The sequence below is a fragment of the Thalassobacterium maritimum genome (genome assembly GCF_031127805.1).
GTDB classification, from domain to species: Bacteria; Verrucomicrobiota; Verrucomicrobiia; order Opitutales; family Coraliomargaritaceae; genus Thalassobacterium; species Thalassobacterium maritimum.
Map to the genome: position 1 here is coordinate 61,445 of NZ_JARXHW010000020.1, position 16,139 is coordinate 77,583.

A 16,139-nucleotide genomic window follows, 5' to 3' on the forward strand; every position below is an offset into this window, starting at 1 on the left:
AATGATTACACTGAATGATAAACTTTCCGGCTGTCTGCTAGGCCTTGCTTGTGGTGATGCGGTTGGCACGACCGTTGAGTTTAAAGAGCGAGGCGCTTTTGAGCCCTTGACCGATATGGTAGGTGGTGGACCTTTTGATTTAAAGCCAGGAGAGTGGACGGACGATACCTCGATGGCGCTTTGCTTGGCCACGAGTTTGATCGAATGTGATGGCTTTGATGCAGGGGATCAGATGGAGCGCTATTGTCGCTGGCATCGCGAGGGTTATCTTTCATCGAATGGAACGTGTTTTGATATTGGAGGGACGGTTCAGGCGGCATTAAGACTATATCGTTTTTCAGGTAACCCATTTGCGGGTTCTACGGATGAGTTTTCTGCGGGAAATGGATCGATTATGCGTTTAGCGCCTATTCCGATCTTTTATTCGAATTTGGAAGAGGTGATCCATTTTGCTGCGGAGAGCTCGCGAACGACGCATGGCGCCGAGGAATGTGTTGCAGCCTGTCAGCTGTTGGGGGCGATGTTGCACCAAGCCTTACGTGGTGATTCCAAAGAGGAGATTCTATTTGGTGCCCATTTTTCGCAAGATTCGAGGCTTCAATTGCCCCCGAAAATTGAGGCGATTGCACGTGGAGACTATCGTGGGAAATTATCTGATAACATCCGTGGCAGTGGATACGTCACCGATTGTTTGGAGGCGGCACTTTGGTGTTTCTATCAAACAAATAGCTATCGTGAGGCGGTGCTGTATGCTGCTAATTTAGGCAGTGATGCCGATACGACTGCTGCGGTATGTGGGCAGATCGCTGGTGCTTATTACGGCGCGGCAGGCATTCCTGCTGACTGGCGGGCTCGAATTGCCAAGTCCTATCTAATCGAATCTTTAGTCGAAGGGCTGATCGATGCGCGCAAAAAATGAGAAACAAAGGTGAAATTTCCGGCTTAGTCTGGGGCACTGCGGTGGGCGATTCGCTCGGCTTGCCCGCCGAAGGGATATCGCCGGCTGAGATTAAGAAGTTGGGCTGGCATGACAACTGGAAGCATCGCTTTATTTGTGGCAGAGGTATGCTAAGCGATGATACCGAGCATACCTTGATGGTGTTGGAGGCTTTGACAGCAGCGATCCTTGGAGCGTTGGCCGGTGCCCAGTTGGGTCGTTCGGGCATTCCTGATGAATGGGTTGACCCCATAAACGATTGGCCCAAAGGAAAATTGTTTATTAAAGCTCACATACAATGCATTCACGATGGGAGAGTCGCCCGTTCTCCGTGTTTCTTGTTACAGCTCGCGCGTAATCTAATTTTTTTGATCATCATCTTGCTTAACGGTCTGACGCGGTTAATCCCATTTCGGATGCGTAAAATGTTATTCACTGATTAGGTCTTATTGTTATTAAGAATGACTGCATTTGAAGTAATTGCGAACGGTATAAATGCGGTCTCTGTGGTACTGGCTGCGAGAAATAGCGTCCACACTTGGTGGACTGGAGTTATTGGGTGTGTCTTGTTTGGGATCCTTTTCTTTGGTGCTCAATTGTATGCGGATGCCACTCTTCAAATATTTTTTATTATGACTTGTCTCTTTGGTTGGCTCAAGTGGACCAAGGGGGATGAGGGGGCGCCGGCTCCAGTAAAACGAAGCGGAGCTCGTTTGCTAAGTCTCATGGCAGGCTCGGGTGTCCTAGTGACGCTTGCTTATGGCTTTCTTTTGCATGTCTATACGGATGCGTATGCGCCATTTCTGGATTCTACGGTTTTGGCCTTTAGTGTGTTGGGGCAATTGTTACTCATGCAGCGTAGAATCGAAACTTGGTGGTGTTGGATTTTAGTGGATATCATTGCCGTGCCGCTCTTCGCATCACGGGGATTGTATGTAACCTCTGTGCTGTATGCGGCCTTTCTAGCCAATGCGGTGTTCGGATTGCTCCGGTGGAAACGGGAAATGAGGAAAGCATGAGTTATCTATATGCTCGAGGCTTAGTTGTAGGGAAGTTTTCGCCGCTACATTTAGGGCATGAATCATTGATTCGAGCGGCATTGGAACGGTGTGAGCGTGTATACTTAATTTCATACTCGAACCCAGAGTTTTCAGGATGTGAGCGGGCTCATCGGGAGCGATGGCTCAAGCTTCGTTTTCCGAATGTTCATTCAATTGTTATAGATGCCGAGAATGTTTCCTGCATGCTCGGTTCCGTGGGGTGGGACTACTTGCCTAGCAATGAAGCGGCTGCCGAAGTGCACCGTAAACTGTGCGCTGATATTTGCCTGCAAATTTTTAAGACCTCTGTGGATGTCGTTTTTAGTAGCGAGGATTATGGGGCAGGATTTGCCCGATATCTATCAGGTGCATTCAGTGTTTATTATTGTGCGCCAGTTGAAGTTGAAAGTATCTGTTTAGATCCTTCGCGGCGGCGGTTACCAATTTCTGGTTCACAGATACGTGCGAATCCTCATCAGCATCGCGCTTATTTGAGCTCCGAAGTTTATTGTGATTTTGTGGAAAAGGTATGCTTCTTGGGGGGCGAATCGACGGGGAAAAGCACTTTATCCCGTCTAGCGGCCGAAAGGTTTGGTACGGAGTATGTGGCTGAGTATGGCCGGACACTGTGGGAAGCGCAGTCTGGTCTCTTGCTATACTCGGATATGTTGAAAATTGCTCAGGTTCAAATTGAGCAAGAGCAGCAGGCATCTATGTCAGCGAATCGTTATTTATTTTGCGATACGTCTCCTTTGACGACGCTTCTTTATAGCGACGAAATGTTTGGAGAGGTCGATGACGCGTTGGAAGTTTTAGCGAACCGTCAATATGAGCATATTTTTCTGTGTGAACCTGACTTTGATTTTGTTCAGGATGGAACTCGAAAAGACGACTCATTCCGCCGCTACCAACACGATTGGTATATCCGGGAATTGAATAAGCGTGGACACCATTATATTCAGCTAAAGGGATCCATCGCGGAAAGACTCAAGGTGATCGAGTCGGTTCTATCGTGAACTGAGATTTTCAATAGCAAGGGGGCTGTCTAGTTTCCAATATAATAGAATGTGCTTAGCGCTATATGGTCTGTTCCCCCCGCGATTTCACAGTGAGTTCATAATGTTTTCAAAGAAGGGTTCTAGGATGGGGGACGATGAAAACAATTCTATGCTTCTTCTTATTCAGTGTCGGTTTGAGCGCGTTGGGTGCTGCGGGCGACATTTCGCAGGCGACGGTGACCTTGCCCTATTCCGAATTGCGGGGCCTGCTGGAGCGGGCTCAAGCTGCCAGCGACGACCGCGTGCCGCCCAAGCCGCCGGTGGACGTGTGGGTGCAGTCGGCGAATTATGTGGTCGATTGCACGGATCTGGCTGCGGTCAGTTTGCAGGCTCGTTTCAGTGTGGTGAACCTTTCGGATACCTGGCAAGCGGTCTTTTTAGTTAAGGACAGTGAGGGCATCCGTTCGCTGGATCCGCCGGATGCGAAACTGGTGCCGATGGATGGCGGTCGTTGTTTACTCTTGGAGCCGAAAGCTGCGTCTACTGTGACGCTGGGGCTGCAGGCTGCGCCAGTGCAGCGTTCGCAGCGGGGTCAATTGCTTGCTGATTTTATGACGGTGGGGGCGGGACAGTCGACTCTTGAGCTTCGGCATGCGGAGGATCCAGCGGCTATCATTGTGACGGGGGCAGTTGCTGCGAATCGTGAGAAGACAAAATTCAGTTTACCGGCGTCTGGTGGGTCTGTGAAGGTCAAGTTGTATGCGCCCGAGGCGATGCAGCCGACGCAGTGGCAAGCTTCGGCGAAGCACTGGATTCGTGATCTGGGGGGCGTGATGCAGGTGAGCTGTCACTTGCGGCTGAATGCGACTGACGGTGGCCTGACGTCCAGGGCGCAAGTACGCTTGGCGAGTCCTGCCAGTGTGAATTCTGTGGCGGACTTCGGCCGCGGTGGTGGCGTGCGTGATTCGATTGAGATGACCGCTCAAGGGCCGATCTTACACTTGGAGTGGCCACACGACGAGGCGACCACACGGGAAGTGATGATTCAATATGCCGTGCCGATCGATCTGGTGGCGGAGCAGTTCGCGGTGCCGCTTGTGAGGGTGGAGGGCGCGAAGAAGACCGACAGCGCATGCTATCTTTCCGACTTCGATGGGGTCGAGGTGACGCCAGCTGCCGGGGCGTGGATGCCGCTCGGGCGCTTGCCCGATTGGATGGGGGCGTCCGTGCGGATTGAGAAGCTGAGGTATCTCACGCTTTCGGATACAGCGGCCTTAGAACTATCTGCGCGGCCACTGCCACGGGTGAAAACCGCTTCGGCCACGGTGGAGACGGCGGAGTATGTCAGCGAGTTGGTGCCCGAGGGGAGTCTGTTGCACCGAGCCAAGCTTGTGATCGAACACGCCGACGCGGCTGAATACCGTTTCGTGCTGCCGGCAGGTGGTAAACTGCTGTCTAGTTCGATCAACGGTCGCTCGATGGATCCGTTGTTGGCGGAAGATGGCGGGCTGATCCTTAATTTGCCCAAAGGCAGTGGGACACATTCCAAGACCACAGTGGGCTATGTCTTTACCAGCAAAGGGCCAAAGATGAATCCCGTTGAGGGCAGAGTATCACTGGAGCTGCCGCGCACGCCCTTGTTTGTGCACCGCTTGATCTGGCAGCTGCAGTTGCCCAGTGAATATCAGGCCACCGCACTGGAGGGGAACGTCGTGATCGACGCCGGAGATGCACAAGGCGGATCGGTGCGTCTGAGTAAACAGATCTATGACGACGAAGCACCGGTGGCTTCGCTCTATTACACACGCCGAGACCTGGAGCGCTGAAGCTTTATTTGTAGGGGCTTCACTTGTGACGCCCGCCGAAGCAAAGCACGCAAACACGATGGTCTTCACCAGTGAAGTCTCTGCGAGAGATGACCTCAAATAACAACTACAAAATTATGCACAAATACACACTGACATTTCGCTCCATCCTCGCGGTGGGTTTTATTTTCATCTGCACCGCGGTCGGCTGGTTTATTCTAGGCGGGGCGCTGACGCATCGTTCGATGGATCGCTCCGGCTCATTGATGTATGAAGTGCAGGCGACTTGGGGGCCGCAGTTGCGGCAGGCGCACCCGATCGCTTGGTATGAATCGCCTGCCAATGCTTCGGGCCGTTCGTCTGTCAGCCCGAGTATGAGTCGGGTGCAAGTCGATCTGCAGTATGAGCCAAAGCGCAAGGGCTTGTTCTGGTATCGCACCTATCAGGTGCAATTTGCTGCCAATTATGAAATCTCGAATCCGACGCCGATCGCGCAAACCGTGTATGTGGCGTTCAGTCTGCCTTCCGCCGATGCGAGCTATAACAATTTCACCTTCGAGCTCGAGGGCGCAGGTGTCGACGAGCCCATCTTACGCGAGGGCACCATCACCCAGGCGGTGGTGATTCCGCCGCAGAGCACGGTGCCCCTGCAGGTGAGCTATCATGCGCGTGGGCTAAACCATTGGGAGTATGATCTCAATGGAGCGAGTCGCGTGCAGAATTTCCAGTTAGCCATGCAGACCGATTTCGAATCGATCAATTTCCCCGGCGGCACCGCATCGCCCACCGACCGTTCGGCAATCGCCACGGGCGGGTGGGATTTGATCTGGGACTACCCCGACGTGATTGGCGCGCAGTCGATCGGTATGGACATGCCCAAAGTCTTAAACCCCGGGCCGATTGCGAGCCGTATCAGTTTCTTTGCGCCGGTCTCCTTGCTTTTCTTTTTTGCGGTCCTGTTAATCTTTGGCGCGGTGACGGGGATCAATTTGCACCCGATGAATTACTTTTTCTTAGCAGCCGGCTGTTTCGCCTTCCAACTACTCTTTGCTTACACGGTCGATCTGATGCCGATACATCTGTGCTTCTTTTTATCGGCTGCGGTTTCGTTGCTATTGGTGTGCGGGTATCTGCATGCCGTCGGTGGTCGCGCGCTGACACGGATCGCGCTGCCCGCGCAATTCGCTTACATGGTATTGTTTAGCTACAGCTTCTTCTTCGACGGTTTGAGTGGATTGACCATCGCGATCGGTGCCGTGTTGACGCTGGCTGTCTTAATGCGCGCGACCGCCAAGATGGACTGGTCGACGGTGTTTGTGGCACGCAAGCGTGGCGACAGCGGGCTGTCAGTAGGGAGTGGAGAGTAGGGAGTGGAAAGTAGGGAGTGTGTAGAAATTCGGGGTGATGAATATCGCGGACTCGTGATGAAGAGTGGAGAGAAGCTTGGTGCGTGTTCCATCAACTGCGGTCTTCACAAGTGAAGCCCCTACGTTTTGCATTTCAATTGGTTCCTTTGCTTGTTAGGTTTTTGTATAAAATGACTTCTCATTCTGATAAACTGCCCCGTGTGCTGGTCGTCGAGGACGAGCCTTCGATTCGTGATAGCATTGTGTATGCTTTGGAGTCGGAGGGCTTTGCGGTCGATCACACGGCATCGGGCGGGGAGGCTTTGTCGCATCTGCAGGCGACGCAGTATGCCTTGGTGGTTTTGGATGTGGGGCTGCCGGATATGAATGGTTTCGATCTGTGTCGTGACTTGCGGCTGCGCAGTCAGGTGCCGGTGATCTTTTTGACGGCGCGCGCCTCGGAGGTGGATCGGGTGGTGGGCTTGGAATTGGGCGCGGACGATTATGTGACCAAGCCTTTCAGTCCACGTGAGCTTTCGGCGCGGGTGCGGGCCAACATCCGCCGCGCGCAGTTGAACGCGCAGCCTGCGCCGCTGCCGAATGCGGTGGCTCCGCGGGCGCGTTCAGGGCTCCCCTTCGAGGTTGATTATGAGCGTTGGCAGATTTGTTACTACAGTTCGCCGCTAACTTTGTCGCGTTATGAATTCCGCCTCTTGGTCGCGCTGATCGAAAAGCCCGGCCGTGTGTATTCGCGCGCGCAGTTGATGGATCTCGCATGGGAAGAGCCGGACGCCTCGATGGAGCGCACGGTCGATACGCATATCAAATCCGTGCGGGCCAAACTGAAATCTGTGTGCGCCGATGTGGATCCGATTGTCACACACCGTGGCATTGGATATTCGATGAGGGAGCATTGGTGAGTTTAACCAATCGCATATTGATCAGCCTCGCGCTGATGGCCTTGGCTGGTTTCGCGGTCTTGCTGAATCCGATCTTGGATCGGGTCGAGCGCCAGTATTTGGAAGCGACCGAAGAGCCGATGGTGGATGTGGCGGAGATCTTGGCGGCCCTCTTATCGAATCAGGGCGGGCATGCGATCCTTGCGCCGGAGGCTTGGCGTTCTGGTATGGAGTCAGTCAAAGCGAAGCCGCTGAATGCCAAGATTTATAATCTGATGAAGGACAAAGTGCTGATGGACTTTTATATCACCGATGCGGCGGGGCGGCTCATTTACGATTCTGGGACGGTGGGCCAGGTGGGCGAGGATTTTAGTATTTACTTGGATGTGGCGCGCACATTGCGCGGGGAGTATGGCGCTCGCTCTTCCCGTTTGGATGAGGCCGACCCGACCTCTTCGGTGATGTATGTGGGCGCACCGATTGTGAATGACGGCGAAATCATCGGCGTGCTCACTGTCTATAAGCCGCAGCGCAGCATGTTGCTCTTCATCATCGAGACTAAGCAGCGCTTGATTCGACTAGGACTGCTGGCGGTGGGCTTGGTGCTTTTGCTGGGGTGGCTGCTTTCGAAATGGGTGACACAGCCCTTGCGGCGATTGACCGCCTATGCGGCCGCCGTTTCGCGGGGGGAGCGTCCGCCGGCACCTGTCATGCCAGGGCGGCATTTACGCATTCTCGGGGAAAGCACCGAGGCGATGCGCGAGGCTTTGGAAAATCGCAAATATGTGGAGTCCTATGTGCAGTCGCTGACGCATGAAATGAAGTCGCCGATTGCCGGGATCCGTGGGGCGGCGGAATTGTTGCAGGAGGACCTGCCCGCGGCGAAGCGCACGCAATTTCTGGCGAACATCGAATTAGAATCCGCTCGCTTGCAAAACCTGGTGGACCAACTGCTGGCCTTGGCCTCGCTGGAAAATCGCACCGAACTGGGCGACCCGGTCGAGATCGAGCTGGGCGCGCTGATCCGGCGCATCGTGAATCATCACGAGTCCAACCGACTGAATAAAAAGATTCACTTCGAGCTGCAGCTGTCGGACGAGTGCAGGGTCGAGGGGGAGCTATTCCTGTTGGAGACTGCGCTCAATAACCTGCTGCAAAACGCCATCGATTTTTCACCGCTGGAGGGGCGCATCGAAATTCGAGCCTGGCTGGAGGGGCGTCAGGTTGTGATTTCCATCTGCGATGAGGGGCCCGGGATTCCAGAATTTGCGCTCGAACGCATCTTTGACCGTTTCTATTCCTTGCCTCGGCCTCACAGTGAGCGCCGGAGCTCGGGGCTGGGCTTGTGCTTTGCGCGCGAAGCAGTCGAACTGCACCGAGGCAGCTTGCAGGTGGGCAATCGCGAAGACCAGGCCGGCGCCGAAGCGGTGATTCGTTTGCCGCAATTGTGAGCGACAAAATGCGGGCTGTCGCTCGGGGAGGTGTTTTCGCTCTTCACTTTTGAGGGTTTAGCTCAATAAAAGTAGCCAGACACTCATGCCCAAACTCATACCAAAACGCCTCGGCGCAGATCAGGATCGATCACACGCCGTTTTACAAAAGCCAGAAATTCTCGCGCCTGCGGGGGATTGGGAGTGCGCCCGCGCGGCTGTCGAAAATGGGGCCGATGCGATCTTCTTCGGTCTGGATCGTTTTAATGCGCGCATGCGGGGCAAGAATTTCACCGAGGCCGACCTGCCGGATCTGATGGCCTATCTGCACGGGCGCGGTGTGCGGGGCTATGTGACCTTTAATACGCTGGTCTTCTCTAATGAGCTCGCAGACGCGGAGAGCTTTCTGCGCTCGATCATCCGCTCCGGCGTGGATGCTGCCATCGTGCAAGACGTGGGCATCTGCCAGTTGATTCGTAAAATTTCGTCCGACTTCCCGATTCATGCTTCGACCCAGATGAGTGTCACCAGCGAGGCGGGCGTGCACTTTGCCGAAGAGCTGGGCAGCAGCGTCGTGGTGCTGGCGCGTGAGTGTTCGCTCAAGGAGGTGCATGCGATCAAAGAAAAGACTCTGAACAAGGGCTTGGATATGCCCTTGGAAATTTTCGTGCACGGGGCGCTCTGTGTGGCTTACTCGGGGCAATGCCTGACCAGTGAGTCGCTGGGGGGCCGCTCGGCCAACCGCGGTGAGTGCGCGCAGGCCTGCCGTCTGCCCTACGGCTTGTATCGCGATGGCGAGCCCGTCGATCTCGGAGATCGGCGTTATTTACTGAGTCCGCAAGACCTAGCTGGATTGGATGCCATGGACGAGATCATCGATGCCGGGGTGGCGAGTCTGAAGATCGAAGGCCGCTTGAAGGCGCCGGAATATGTGGCCGCTGTCACGAGTGTGTATCGCAAGGCATTGGATGATGCCTGGACGCGTCGGCATGGCGAAGCGGCGCATACGCCCGCGCCCTACCGTCAGGCCGAGGGGCGCTACGCGCTGGAAATGACTTTCTCCCGTGGCCTGTCGACCGGATGGTTGGGCGGCATCGATAATCAAAAACTAGTGCATGCCCGCTTCGGAAAAAAGCGCGGCCTACGACTGGGGGTGATCGACCGCATTGAGCGCGACGGCATTTGGCTGCGGCTGGAACATCCGCTCAAAGCTGGCGATGGCGTGGTGATCGATCGCGGCCGCCCCGACGAACACGAAGAAGGTGGGCGTATCACATCTGTGGATACCAATGCCGACGAGAGCTTCATTCGCTTCTTCCAAGGCTCGATCAACTGGAAGCGCGTCGAGCCCGGGCAGGTGGTCTACAAGACCTCCGACCCCGCGCTGGACAAGAGCTTGCGTCAAAGTTTCGAGGTCGAGCAGCCAAACTACAAGCGTCCGATCCATGCCAGCGTGAGCGGGCGGGTGGGCGCGCCGCTAAGCCTGACTTTGCGCGATGACGAAGGGCACATCGCTCAAGCACAATCAGAGCCCGAGCTACAAGCTGCGCGCAACAAACCACTCGACGAGGCGATGCTGCGCAAACAGTTGGGACGCTTGGGCGGCAGTGCTTTTTACCTGGGCGATTTGGACATCGATTTGGCGGGCGACTGCATGTTGCCCGTGTCCGCCTTGAATCAATTGCGCCGCAATGCCGTCGATCTACTGATGGCGCACCGCGCTGAGCCGCTGCGCTGGCAAATGAACCCAGCGCCGAAGATTACTATCGGTGAACCCGCAGCTGTCGGCAAAGCAAGTAGCCCTTATTTGATTCCCTACGTGCGCAATGCAGAGCAATTCGCGGTCGCTCTGGAACTGCCCTACGACGAGATTTATCTCGAGCTAGAAGATCCGCGCAAATACGCCGCGGCCGTGGCGCAAGCCCGAGCCGCCGAGGAGGCCGATGGCCGCACGCGCCAGATCTGGGTGGCGCCGCCACGCATGTTTAAGTCGGGCGAAGACTTTCTAATCAAGCAGCTGCTCAACTGTGGCGCCGACGGTTTTCTCGCGCGCAATCACGAGCACCTCACCGCGCTGGCCGATTACCGCATGCGCGGCGATTTCTCTTTGAACGTCGCCAATCACCTGAGCGCCGCCTATTTTATTGAGCGCTGGGGCTTGGAGCGTTTGACCGCTTCCTACGATCTCAACACCGCGCAGTTGGATGCACTACTGAGTCATTCACCCGCCGGCAGCTTCGAGATCACCCTGCACCAGCACATGCCGATGTTTCACATGGAGCACTGCGTCTTTTGTGCCTTCTTATCGGAAGGTAAAGATTTTCGCGATTGCGGACGCCCCTGCGACAGTCACCAAGTGCAGCTCAAGGACCGCGTGGGAGCCCTGCACCCGCTCAAGGCCGATGCCGGTTGCCGCAATACATTGTTTAATTCCAAGGCGCAGACAGGAGCCGAGTACATTGAGTCAATGACCTCCCAAGGCGCCGGCGCCTATCGTATCGAGTTTCTCAATGAGACCGGCGAAGAAGTGCGCCGCACCATGCAGCATTACGCCGATTTGCTAGCTGGAGAGATCACCGCCGAACACTTATGGAAAGAACTCAAACTGATCAACCAGCTCGGTGTGACCCGCGGGACCTTGGAGCGCTGATTACAGTAGGCTGTCGGGCACTTCGAAGAGTCTCGACATGATGCCAGTGTTGAGTGCGGCACTTTCGAGTTCGATGCGGTTTAGAACTTCTCCGTCCACCGTGGTGACCATGTTAAACGGAATAGGCATGCCATCGATGTCGCGATAGTCGGAGAATTTTGTCTGCTGCACTGCTCCATTGTCTCGATATTGTTCCTCAGCTAGAGGATGCATGGTGAGAGGGTCTATGTATATGTCCACCCTATCGCCATCTCCGTCTTTGAGTTTCACCTTTAGGCAGTCAATATTTTCCCAGTCGCTAGGTTCGATGTTGAGTATGCTACCATCGCCGAGATGTGCTTGAATGATTCGATCATAGAAGCGTGCTTGCGACTTCCATGTGTAGACTTCGTCGCCTTCAATGTTAATAAATTCATCATCTCTGTTGGGGATGCGCACCCGGCGCCAGACTTTATCGCCGTGTACGCCAAATGTGATTTGGTGTGTTTTGCGGTCGATTGTGAACAGCATTAAATTTGGCTGTTTTTTGATCAGCACAAAGCTCTCATTCGCGTGGCCACTGTCGATTCTTCCTGCGACGCGAATCGTTTGGGTGGTCTCTAGCAGTGGTGGTTTACAGTTGGTAGCTAGATAAGCGGTCATGAATGTCCTAGGATCAACTAATTCTTGAATACTACCATGAGGTAATCCTATTTCGCCCATGCTAGTCTCCGGGGCGAGGACAGACTTTACAGTACTATAGATCGCGGCGCATGCGAGCACGATGGCGCCAGTATAGAGCACGCGCTTTAGTAGTATTTGAGATTTGCTGGGTTTGCTGCTCTTTCGCTTAGTGTTTGTGTATGATGAGCCCATAAATATGTGTGATTAGTCATGTCGATCTTTAGTCAGAGGATTTTAGGGGGCAATTGTATTCTGACGGTTCGGGACATCTTCGTTCGTTAATCATAGCGCGCATGCATCGCGGCTAGTGGAAAGTTCTTTCCAGGGCAGATCGTTTGTTCTCCGCGTAGGTCGCGGTGGCCAGCAAATTGCTTGGCTCCTGGGATGATTTCGCCCCGTAGCCAGTCCATGAGCTGAGTGAATGCAGCGAGTTGGCGATGGGTGGGGTGTGTCGCCTCAAAATTGCCGACTAAGCAAATGCCAATCGCGGTCAGATTGATGCCGTAGCTCTTAACGTGGCCGCCTAATAGTTGCTTGGTCCATCGAGGGCCAATTTCGATTTCGCCGTCGCCGGAGTCGATGCCATTGCCGATCACAAAGTGGTAGGCGAGTCCGTTCTTCATGCCACGTTTCCGATGGGCGCGGTCGTAGATTGCTGCATTCCCATATTTGATTGCACTGTGGTGTGCCACGATGCGTTTCCAATTGTCAGTGCGCACTGTAATTTTCGCGGTTTCTGCGCGCACATTAGTCAATAGATCAGTCATCGGTGTCGCGTCCGGTATGTATAGCTTCTGGCCGATTCGAATCATATCGCTGGATAAATTGTTGGCACGTTTGAGGGCGGCTATACGAACGCCATGAATCAATGCAATTCCGCCTAGGGTGTCGCCTTTTTTGACTGTATAAACTGTGTTGTTCGCGATGGATGGCGCGGGCGGCGGTGGTGTGCTTTGCTCTGAGATTTTTAATGTTTGTCCAACATGAATCAGGTCGCCGCTCAGCTTATTGATTCTTCTGAGTTCAGCGGTGCTTATGTTATGTTTGAGGGCTATATGTCCGAGAGTGTCTCCATTGCGTACCGTGTATGTTCCTTGAGCGTTGCCGAGCTTGAAACTAGCTATACTGCCCAGTGCGATTAAGCCTGCGCGTTTGGTAAATTCTCGGCGTGTGACGTGCATGTTGTTGATGGAGGGATGTTTATTGTTTGTACAATATTTAATCGTTTTTTGCTAGCGATCAAGCGCGTGAGGGCACTCTAGCGCAGTGAGTCCGGCACCTCAAATAGTCTAGAAACGATGCCAGTATTGAGCGCCGCTCGCTCGATTCGAGTGTGCGTTGTAACTTTATTATCTATGGACGCAATGATGTGAAAAGGGATTGGAATTCCGTCGACATCGTGGTAGTCGAAAAATTCGGTTTGTTGAGTGCTGCCATTGGCTAGCTTCTTTCTTTCTGCGATTGGGTGCATTGAGAAGGGGTCTATGAATATAGCCACTTCTTGGTCGTGTGCGTCGGTGATGTGGACTTTTAAGCATTCGTTCCCGAGCCAATCTGCAGATTCAATTCCTGTAATTAGGCCATTGCCTAAATGTGATTCGATAATCCGGTCGAAGAACTGAGCTTGCGCATGCCAAGTGTCGACTTCTTTGCCTTCGATTAAGCTAAGGGTATCCTCTTGTTGTGGGGCTCGTACGCGCCGCCAGACTTTTGGGCCAATCACACCATAAGTAATCTCATATGTGTCGCGTTTGAGCGTGAAAAGCATTCGATCTGGCCGCATTTTAAAAAGCACAAAGTTCTCACTGATACCTCCATGCGTAACTTCTCCGGCTATGCGAATGCTGCGCGTGTTGTCTAGTATGGTTTCGTTGCTGTTTACTGATAAATAGGCGGGCATGAAAGTTCTGAGTGAGCTCAGTTCCTGTATAGTGCCATAAGGAAAACGTGTCTCTGTGCCTGAATTATCAGGAGAGCGCAACGATATGATGGCTGTAAAGACAGCAGCGCATGTAAGTAATATGACTCCAAGTAAGAGCGCAATTTTTGAGGATTTCTGAAGCCTGCTAGACGTTCCTCTTTTGCGCTTAGTGTTGGTGTAAGGTGAGCCCATAAATACAAATACGTATTCGAGCAGCTTGTTTACCGCTAATTCTTGGTCAATTCAAATGCATGATGCCAGCCGTAGTGAGTGTCTGATGTTGTCCGTGTGTATTGAGTCCGTGCTCGCCAAAGCCTATGAATATCATTTCTTGTATGATACCAATTATGACATCTCTCAGACACTATTCCCTTGGTGAAGCCTGCCCTGCTAGTCCGCATGCAGTTGTCAGTAGCTTGCCCACTATGGCCGATGTGCGCGGCTACGAAGAGCGTGAGCCGCGCGTGATCGAAGCTTTGAAGTCGGGATACCCGCGTTTTGTCCAGCATGCGTTTGTGGCAGAATTGATTGCCTTCTACTTATCGCGAGAAGGATTAGAGGGGCGGGAGGCAGTTTTGATTCCTGGGCGTCGAGCGACTCAGGATTTGGTCGAGCGTATTGGTGCAGGTCTTGGCATCTTGAAGGTAGATGAGGCGGTTTTCCTTGTGCATTACGATGCCTCTGATCGAGACCTATGTCGCTTAGTTAAGAAATTTGTGCAGCATACCGGCTGTGGCATTTCCTCGCGTCAAGCGGAAGATTTACTGTTGTTGCACGGCTTGCGAGATTCGGTATTTCCCGAGCTGACAGAGGGGAGTGGTCAGCCTGGTTTTGTTGAAGAGGAATTGTCAGGTCTTGTGGGCTGTGATACGAAGGACCTTATGGTGTGTGCTTCAGGAATGAGTGCATTTTATACGGGTTTCCGAGCAGTGAGGGAATTTCAAGCAGCGAAGGGGCGCAATAAATGGCTGCAATTGGGGTGGCTATACTTGGATTCTGGATGTGTCTTGCAGGAATTTTTAGCTGAAGGCGAGAGTTTGGATCATTGTTATGATGTGACGGATACGGAGGCTCTGGTGCGGCGAATCGAAGCCTGTGGCGACGCTTTGGCGGCAGTGGTGATTGAGTGTCCAACTAATCCGATTGTGCAAGTCGGTGATCTGGAGCGAATTGCCCAGGCAGTGCGTCTCTGTGGAGGTGTTATGATGATTGATCCTACCGTTGCCTCTATATATAATGTAGATGTTTTGCGATATGCGGATATTTTGGTTACCAGTCTGACAAAGTATGCTTCATGTGAGGGAGATGTTATGATTGGTGCGGTCGCTTTGAATGCGGAGTCGCCGCATTATAGTGATTTGGTTTTGCGCTGCTTTAGTTGCTATCAGCCAGCCTATGCCCGAGATGTGGCCCGCTTGGCCTATCAGTTGAGGCGTGCGCCCGAAGTGGTGGCGCGGATGGATGCGAATGCGCGTCAGTTAGCTGACTATTTACAGGCGCATCGCGCCGTGGCGAAAGTGCATTATGCGGGGCACTCCGAGCGTTTTGCAGAAGTCAGTCAACGTAAAGGTGCTGGCGGGGCGTTGATTACGATAGAAGTCCATGGGGCGATCGAGCCCGTTTATGATGCTTTAGAGCTGATGAAAGGGCCGAGCTTTGGCACCGAATATACGCTGGTGTGCCCTTTTATGTATCTTGCGCACTATGATCTGGTCACCACAGATGAAGGGCGCAGTTTTTTACGCTCGATTGGGATTGATCCAGATTTGCTTCGTATCTCTGTGGGGGCGGAGCCAATCGAAGCTATTATTCAAGTCTTTGAGCGCGCGCTCGCGTGCGTTAAAAATTAAACTATGACACCTATTAGTATAATACGTCATCCTAAGGAGCGTCGCAGTAAGTGCAGTTTGACGCCCTTAGAGGGAAGAGAAGATATCGCCTTCTATAAAGCGCGGGAGAACTGGAGCTTTGATATGAGCGGCTTTACCGTGCTGGCCTTGGGGGCTCCCGAGCTTTCGGTTGAAGATGCGGGGCGTCCCTTATTATTATTGGATAGCACCTGGCGTTTATTGCCGCAGCTGGAGGCATGCTTATATGGAGAAGGAGTGCGGCGCACTTTGCCTGCGGTGGCGACGGCATATCCGCGAGTGAGTAAGATTGCTGAAGATCCGCATGGAGGCCTCGCATCGGTAGAGGCCTTACACTTGGCGAAATTACTTCTGGGGGAGCGGGATGATAGTCTGTTGGACTCGTATTATTGGCGTAAAACGTGGCTAGAGACGCTGGCTTGTGCGAAATTGTTGGGTTAATCGTCGTTAGTACAGCGAAAAGCGTGAAAAAAGTGGTACCGTAATGCACTGGTTTTTAGCATCTTGTGACTTTAGGGTAAAATAAATGCAATTTTTGATAAAAAGTACTTGAACGTACGAAGTACTTTGCGCACTTTCTGC

General features: G+C 53.3%; 14 protein-coding genes. 11 read left to right on the forward strand and 3 right to left on the reverse strand.

The annotated features are described in order from the left end of the window. The first annotated feature begins 1 nt into the window (after nucleotide 1). From QEH52_RS10195 to QEH52_RS10235, 9 genes are all read left to right on the forward strand, one after another. The gene (locus QEH52_RS10195) at nucleotides 2–919 is read left to right on the forward strand and encodes an ADP-ribosylglycohydrolase family protein (RefSeq protein ID WP_308950206.1); all 918 of its coding nucleotides are present in this window, start codon (nucleotides 2–4) and stop codon (nucleotides 917–919) included. Then, nucleotides 916–1,380, forward strand: a complete 465-nt coding sequence (locus QEH52_RS10200; RefSeq protein ID WP_308950207.1) for an ADP-ribosylglycohydrolase family protein — start codon at nucleotides 916–918, stop codon at nucleotides 1,378–1,380. Before QEH52_RS10195 ends, QEH52_RS10200 begins: the two co-directional genes overlap by 4 nt. 18 nt (nucleotides 1,381–1,398) lie before the next feature. Further along, nucleotides 1,399–1,956, forward strand: a complete 558-nt coding sequence (gene pnuC / locus QEH52_RS10205; protein ID WP_308950208.1) for a nicotinamide riboside transporter PnuC — start codon at nucleotides 1,399–1,401, stop codon at nucleotides 1,954–1,956. Further along, complete coding sequence (locus QEH52_RS10210) at nucleotides 1,953–2,993, forward strand: AAA family ATPase (protein WP_308950210.1); 1,041 nt, start codon at nucleotides 1,953–1,955, stop codon at nucleotides 2,991–2,993. Before pnuC ends, QEH52_RS10210 begins: the two co-directional genes overlap by 4 nt. Before the next feature lie 137 nt (nucleotides 2,994–3,130). Next, on the forward strand, nucleotides 3,131–4,801 hold the full coding sequence (locus QEH52_RS10215) for a hypothetical protein (protein WP_308950211.1): 1,671 nt from the start codon (nucleotides 3,131–3,133) through the stop codon (nucleotides 4,799–4,801). Between the two features lie 116 nt (nucleotides 4,802–4,917). Continuing rightward, entirely contained in the window at nucleotides 4,918–6,147 is a 1,230-nt protein-coding gene (locus tag QEH52_RS10220; RefSeq protein WP_308950212.1) for an inner membrane CreD family protein, read from the forward strand. A 170-nt stretch (nucleotides 6,148–6,317) separates the two neighbouring features. Continuing rightward, nucleotides 6,318–7,046, forward strand: coding sequence for a two-component system response regulator CreB (gene creB, locus QEH52_RS10225; RefSeq protein ID WP_308950213.1), 729 nt, complete (start codon nucleotides 6,318–6,320; stop codon nucleotides 7,044–7,046). Next, nucleotides 7,043–8,476 (forward strand): two-component system sensor histidine kinase CreC, encoded by a 1,434-nt coding sequence (gene creC, locus QEH52_RS10230; protein ID WP_308950215.1) that lies wholly within the window; start codon nucleotides 7,043–7,045, stop codon nucleotides 8,474–8,476. The genes creB and creC overlap by 4 nt, the downstream gene beginning before the upstream one ends. An 85-nt stretch (nucleotides 8,477–8,561) precedes the next feature. Continuing rightward, nucleotides 8,562–11,105 carry a peptidase U32 family protein gene (locus tag QEH52_RS10235; RefSeq protein ID WP_308950216.1) on the forward strand — a complete coding sequence of 848 codons (2,544 nt, stop codon included), beginning with the start codon at nucleotides 8,562–8,564 and terminating at the stop codon, nucleotides 11,103–11,105. Here the strand turns inward: QEH52_RS10235 and QEH52_RS10240 are convergent, their stop codons facing one another. The 3 genes from QEH52_RS10240 to QEH52_RS10250 all read right to left on the reverse strand — a co-directional run bounded on the left by QEH52_RS10240 (nucleotide 11,106) and on the right by QEH52_RS10250 (nucleotide 13,668). Then, nucleotides 11,106–11,960, reverse strand: a complete 855-nt coding sequence (locus QEH52_RS10240) for a hypothetical protein (protein ID WP_308950218.1) — start codon at nucleotides 11,958–11,960, stop codon at nucleotides 11,106–11,108. A gap of 86 nt (nucleotides 11,961–12,046) precedes the next feature. Then, nucleotides 12,047–12,949 carry a peptidoglycan recognition protein family protein gene (locus tag QEH52_RS10245; protein WP_308950219.1) on the reverse strand — a complete coding sequence of 301 codons (903 nt, stop codon included), beginning with the start codon at nucleotides 12,947–12,949 and terminating at the stop codon, nucleotides 12,047–12,049. A 77-nt stretch (nucleotides 12,950–13,026) separates the two neighbouring features. Continuing rightward, nucleotides 13,027–13,668: a hypothetical protein gene (locus QEH52_RS10250; RefSeq protein ID WP_308950221.1), complete on the reverse strand. Its 642-nt coding sequence runs from the start codon at nucleotides 13,666–13,668 to the stop codon at nucleotides 13,027–13,029. A 368-nt stretch (nucleotides 13,669–14,036) separates the two neighbouring features. Between QEH52_RS10250 and QEH52_RS10255 the strand changes: the two genes are divergently transcribed. Continuing rightward, a complete protein-coding gene (locus tag QEH52_RS10255) occupies nucleotides 14,037–15,539 on the forward strand; it encodes a PLP-dependent transferase (protein ID WP_308950223.1) in 1,503 nt (500 codons plus the stop codon). A gap of 3 nt (nucleotides 15,540–15,542) precedes the next feature. Further along, nucleotides 15,543–15,998 (forward strand): hypothetical protein, encoded by a 456-nt coding sequence (locus QEH52_RS10260; RefSeq protein WP_308950225.1) that lies wholly within the window; start codon nucleotides 15,543–15,545, stop codon nucleotides 15,996–15,998. Nucleotides 15,999–16,139: the final 141 nt, after the last annotated feature.

What these genes read in the sequence shown, in the direction of transcription:
- QEH52_RS10195 (WP_308950206.1), top strand. Translation starts at nt 2, where the DNA reads ATGATTACACTGAATGATAAACTTTCCGGCTGTCTGCTAGGCCTTGCT.
- QEH52_RS10200 (WP_308950207.1), top strand. Translation starts at nt 916, where the DNA reads ATGAGAAACAAAGGTGAAATTTCCGGCTTAGTCTGGGGCACTGCGGTG.
- pnuC (WP_308950208.1), top strand. Translation starts at nt 1,399, where the DNA reads ATGACTGCATTTGAAGTAATTGCGAACGGTATAAATGCGGTCTCTGTG.
- QEH52_RS10210 (WP_308950210.1), top strand. Translation starts at nt 1,953, where the DNA reads ATGAGTTATCTATATGCTCGAGGCTTAGTTGTAGGGAAGTTTTCGCCG.
- QEH52_RS10215 (WP_308950211.1), top strand. Translation starts at nt 3,131, where the DNA reads ATGAAAACAATTCTATGCTTCTTCTTATTCAGTGTCGGTTTGAGCGCG.
- QEH52_RS10220 (WP_308950212.1), top strand. Translation starts at nt 4,918, where the DNA reads ATGCACAAATACACACTGACATTTCGCTCCATCCTCGCGGTGGGTTTT.
- creB (WP_308950213.1), top strand. Translation starts at nt 6,318, where the DNA reads ATGACTTCTCATTCTGATAAACTGCCCCGTGTGCTGGTCGTCGAGGAC.
- QEH52_RS10235 (WP_308950216.1), top strand. Translation starts at nt 8,562, where the DNA reads ATGCCCAAACTCATACCAAAACGCCTCGGCGCAGATCAGGATCGATCA.
- QEH52_RS10240 (WP_308950218.1), bottom strand. Translation starts at nt 11,960, where the DNA reads ATGGGCTCATCATACACAAACACTAAGCGAAAGAGCAGCAAACCCAGC.
- QEH52_RS10245 (WP_308950219.1), bottom strand. Translation starts at nt 12,949, where the DNA reads ATGCACGTCACACGCCGAGAATTTACCAAACGCGCAGGCTTAATCGCA.
- QEH52_RS10250 (WP_308950221.1), bottom strand. Translation starts at nt 13,668, where the DNA reads ATGCCCGCCTATTTATCAGTAAACAGCAACGAAACCATACTAGACAAC.
- QEH52_RS10255 (WP_308950223.1), top strand. Translation starts at nt 14,037, where the DNA reads ATGACATCTCTCAGACACTATTCCCTTGGTGAAGCCTGCCCTGCTAGT.
- QEH52_RS10260 (WP_308950225.1), top strand. Translation starts at nt 15,543, where the DNA reads ATGACACCTATTAGTATAATACGTCATCCTAAGGAGCGTCGCAGTAAG.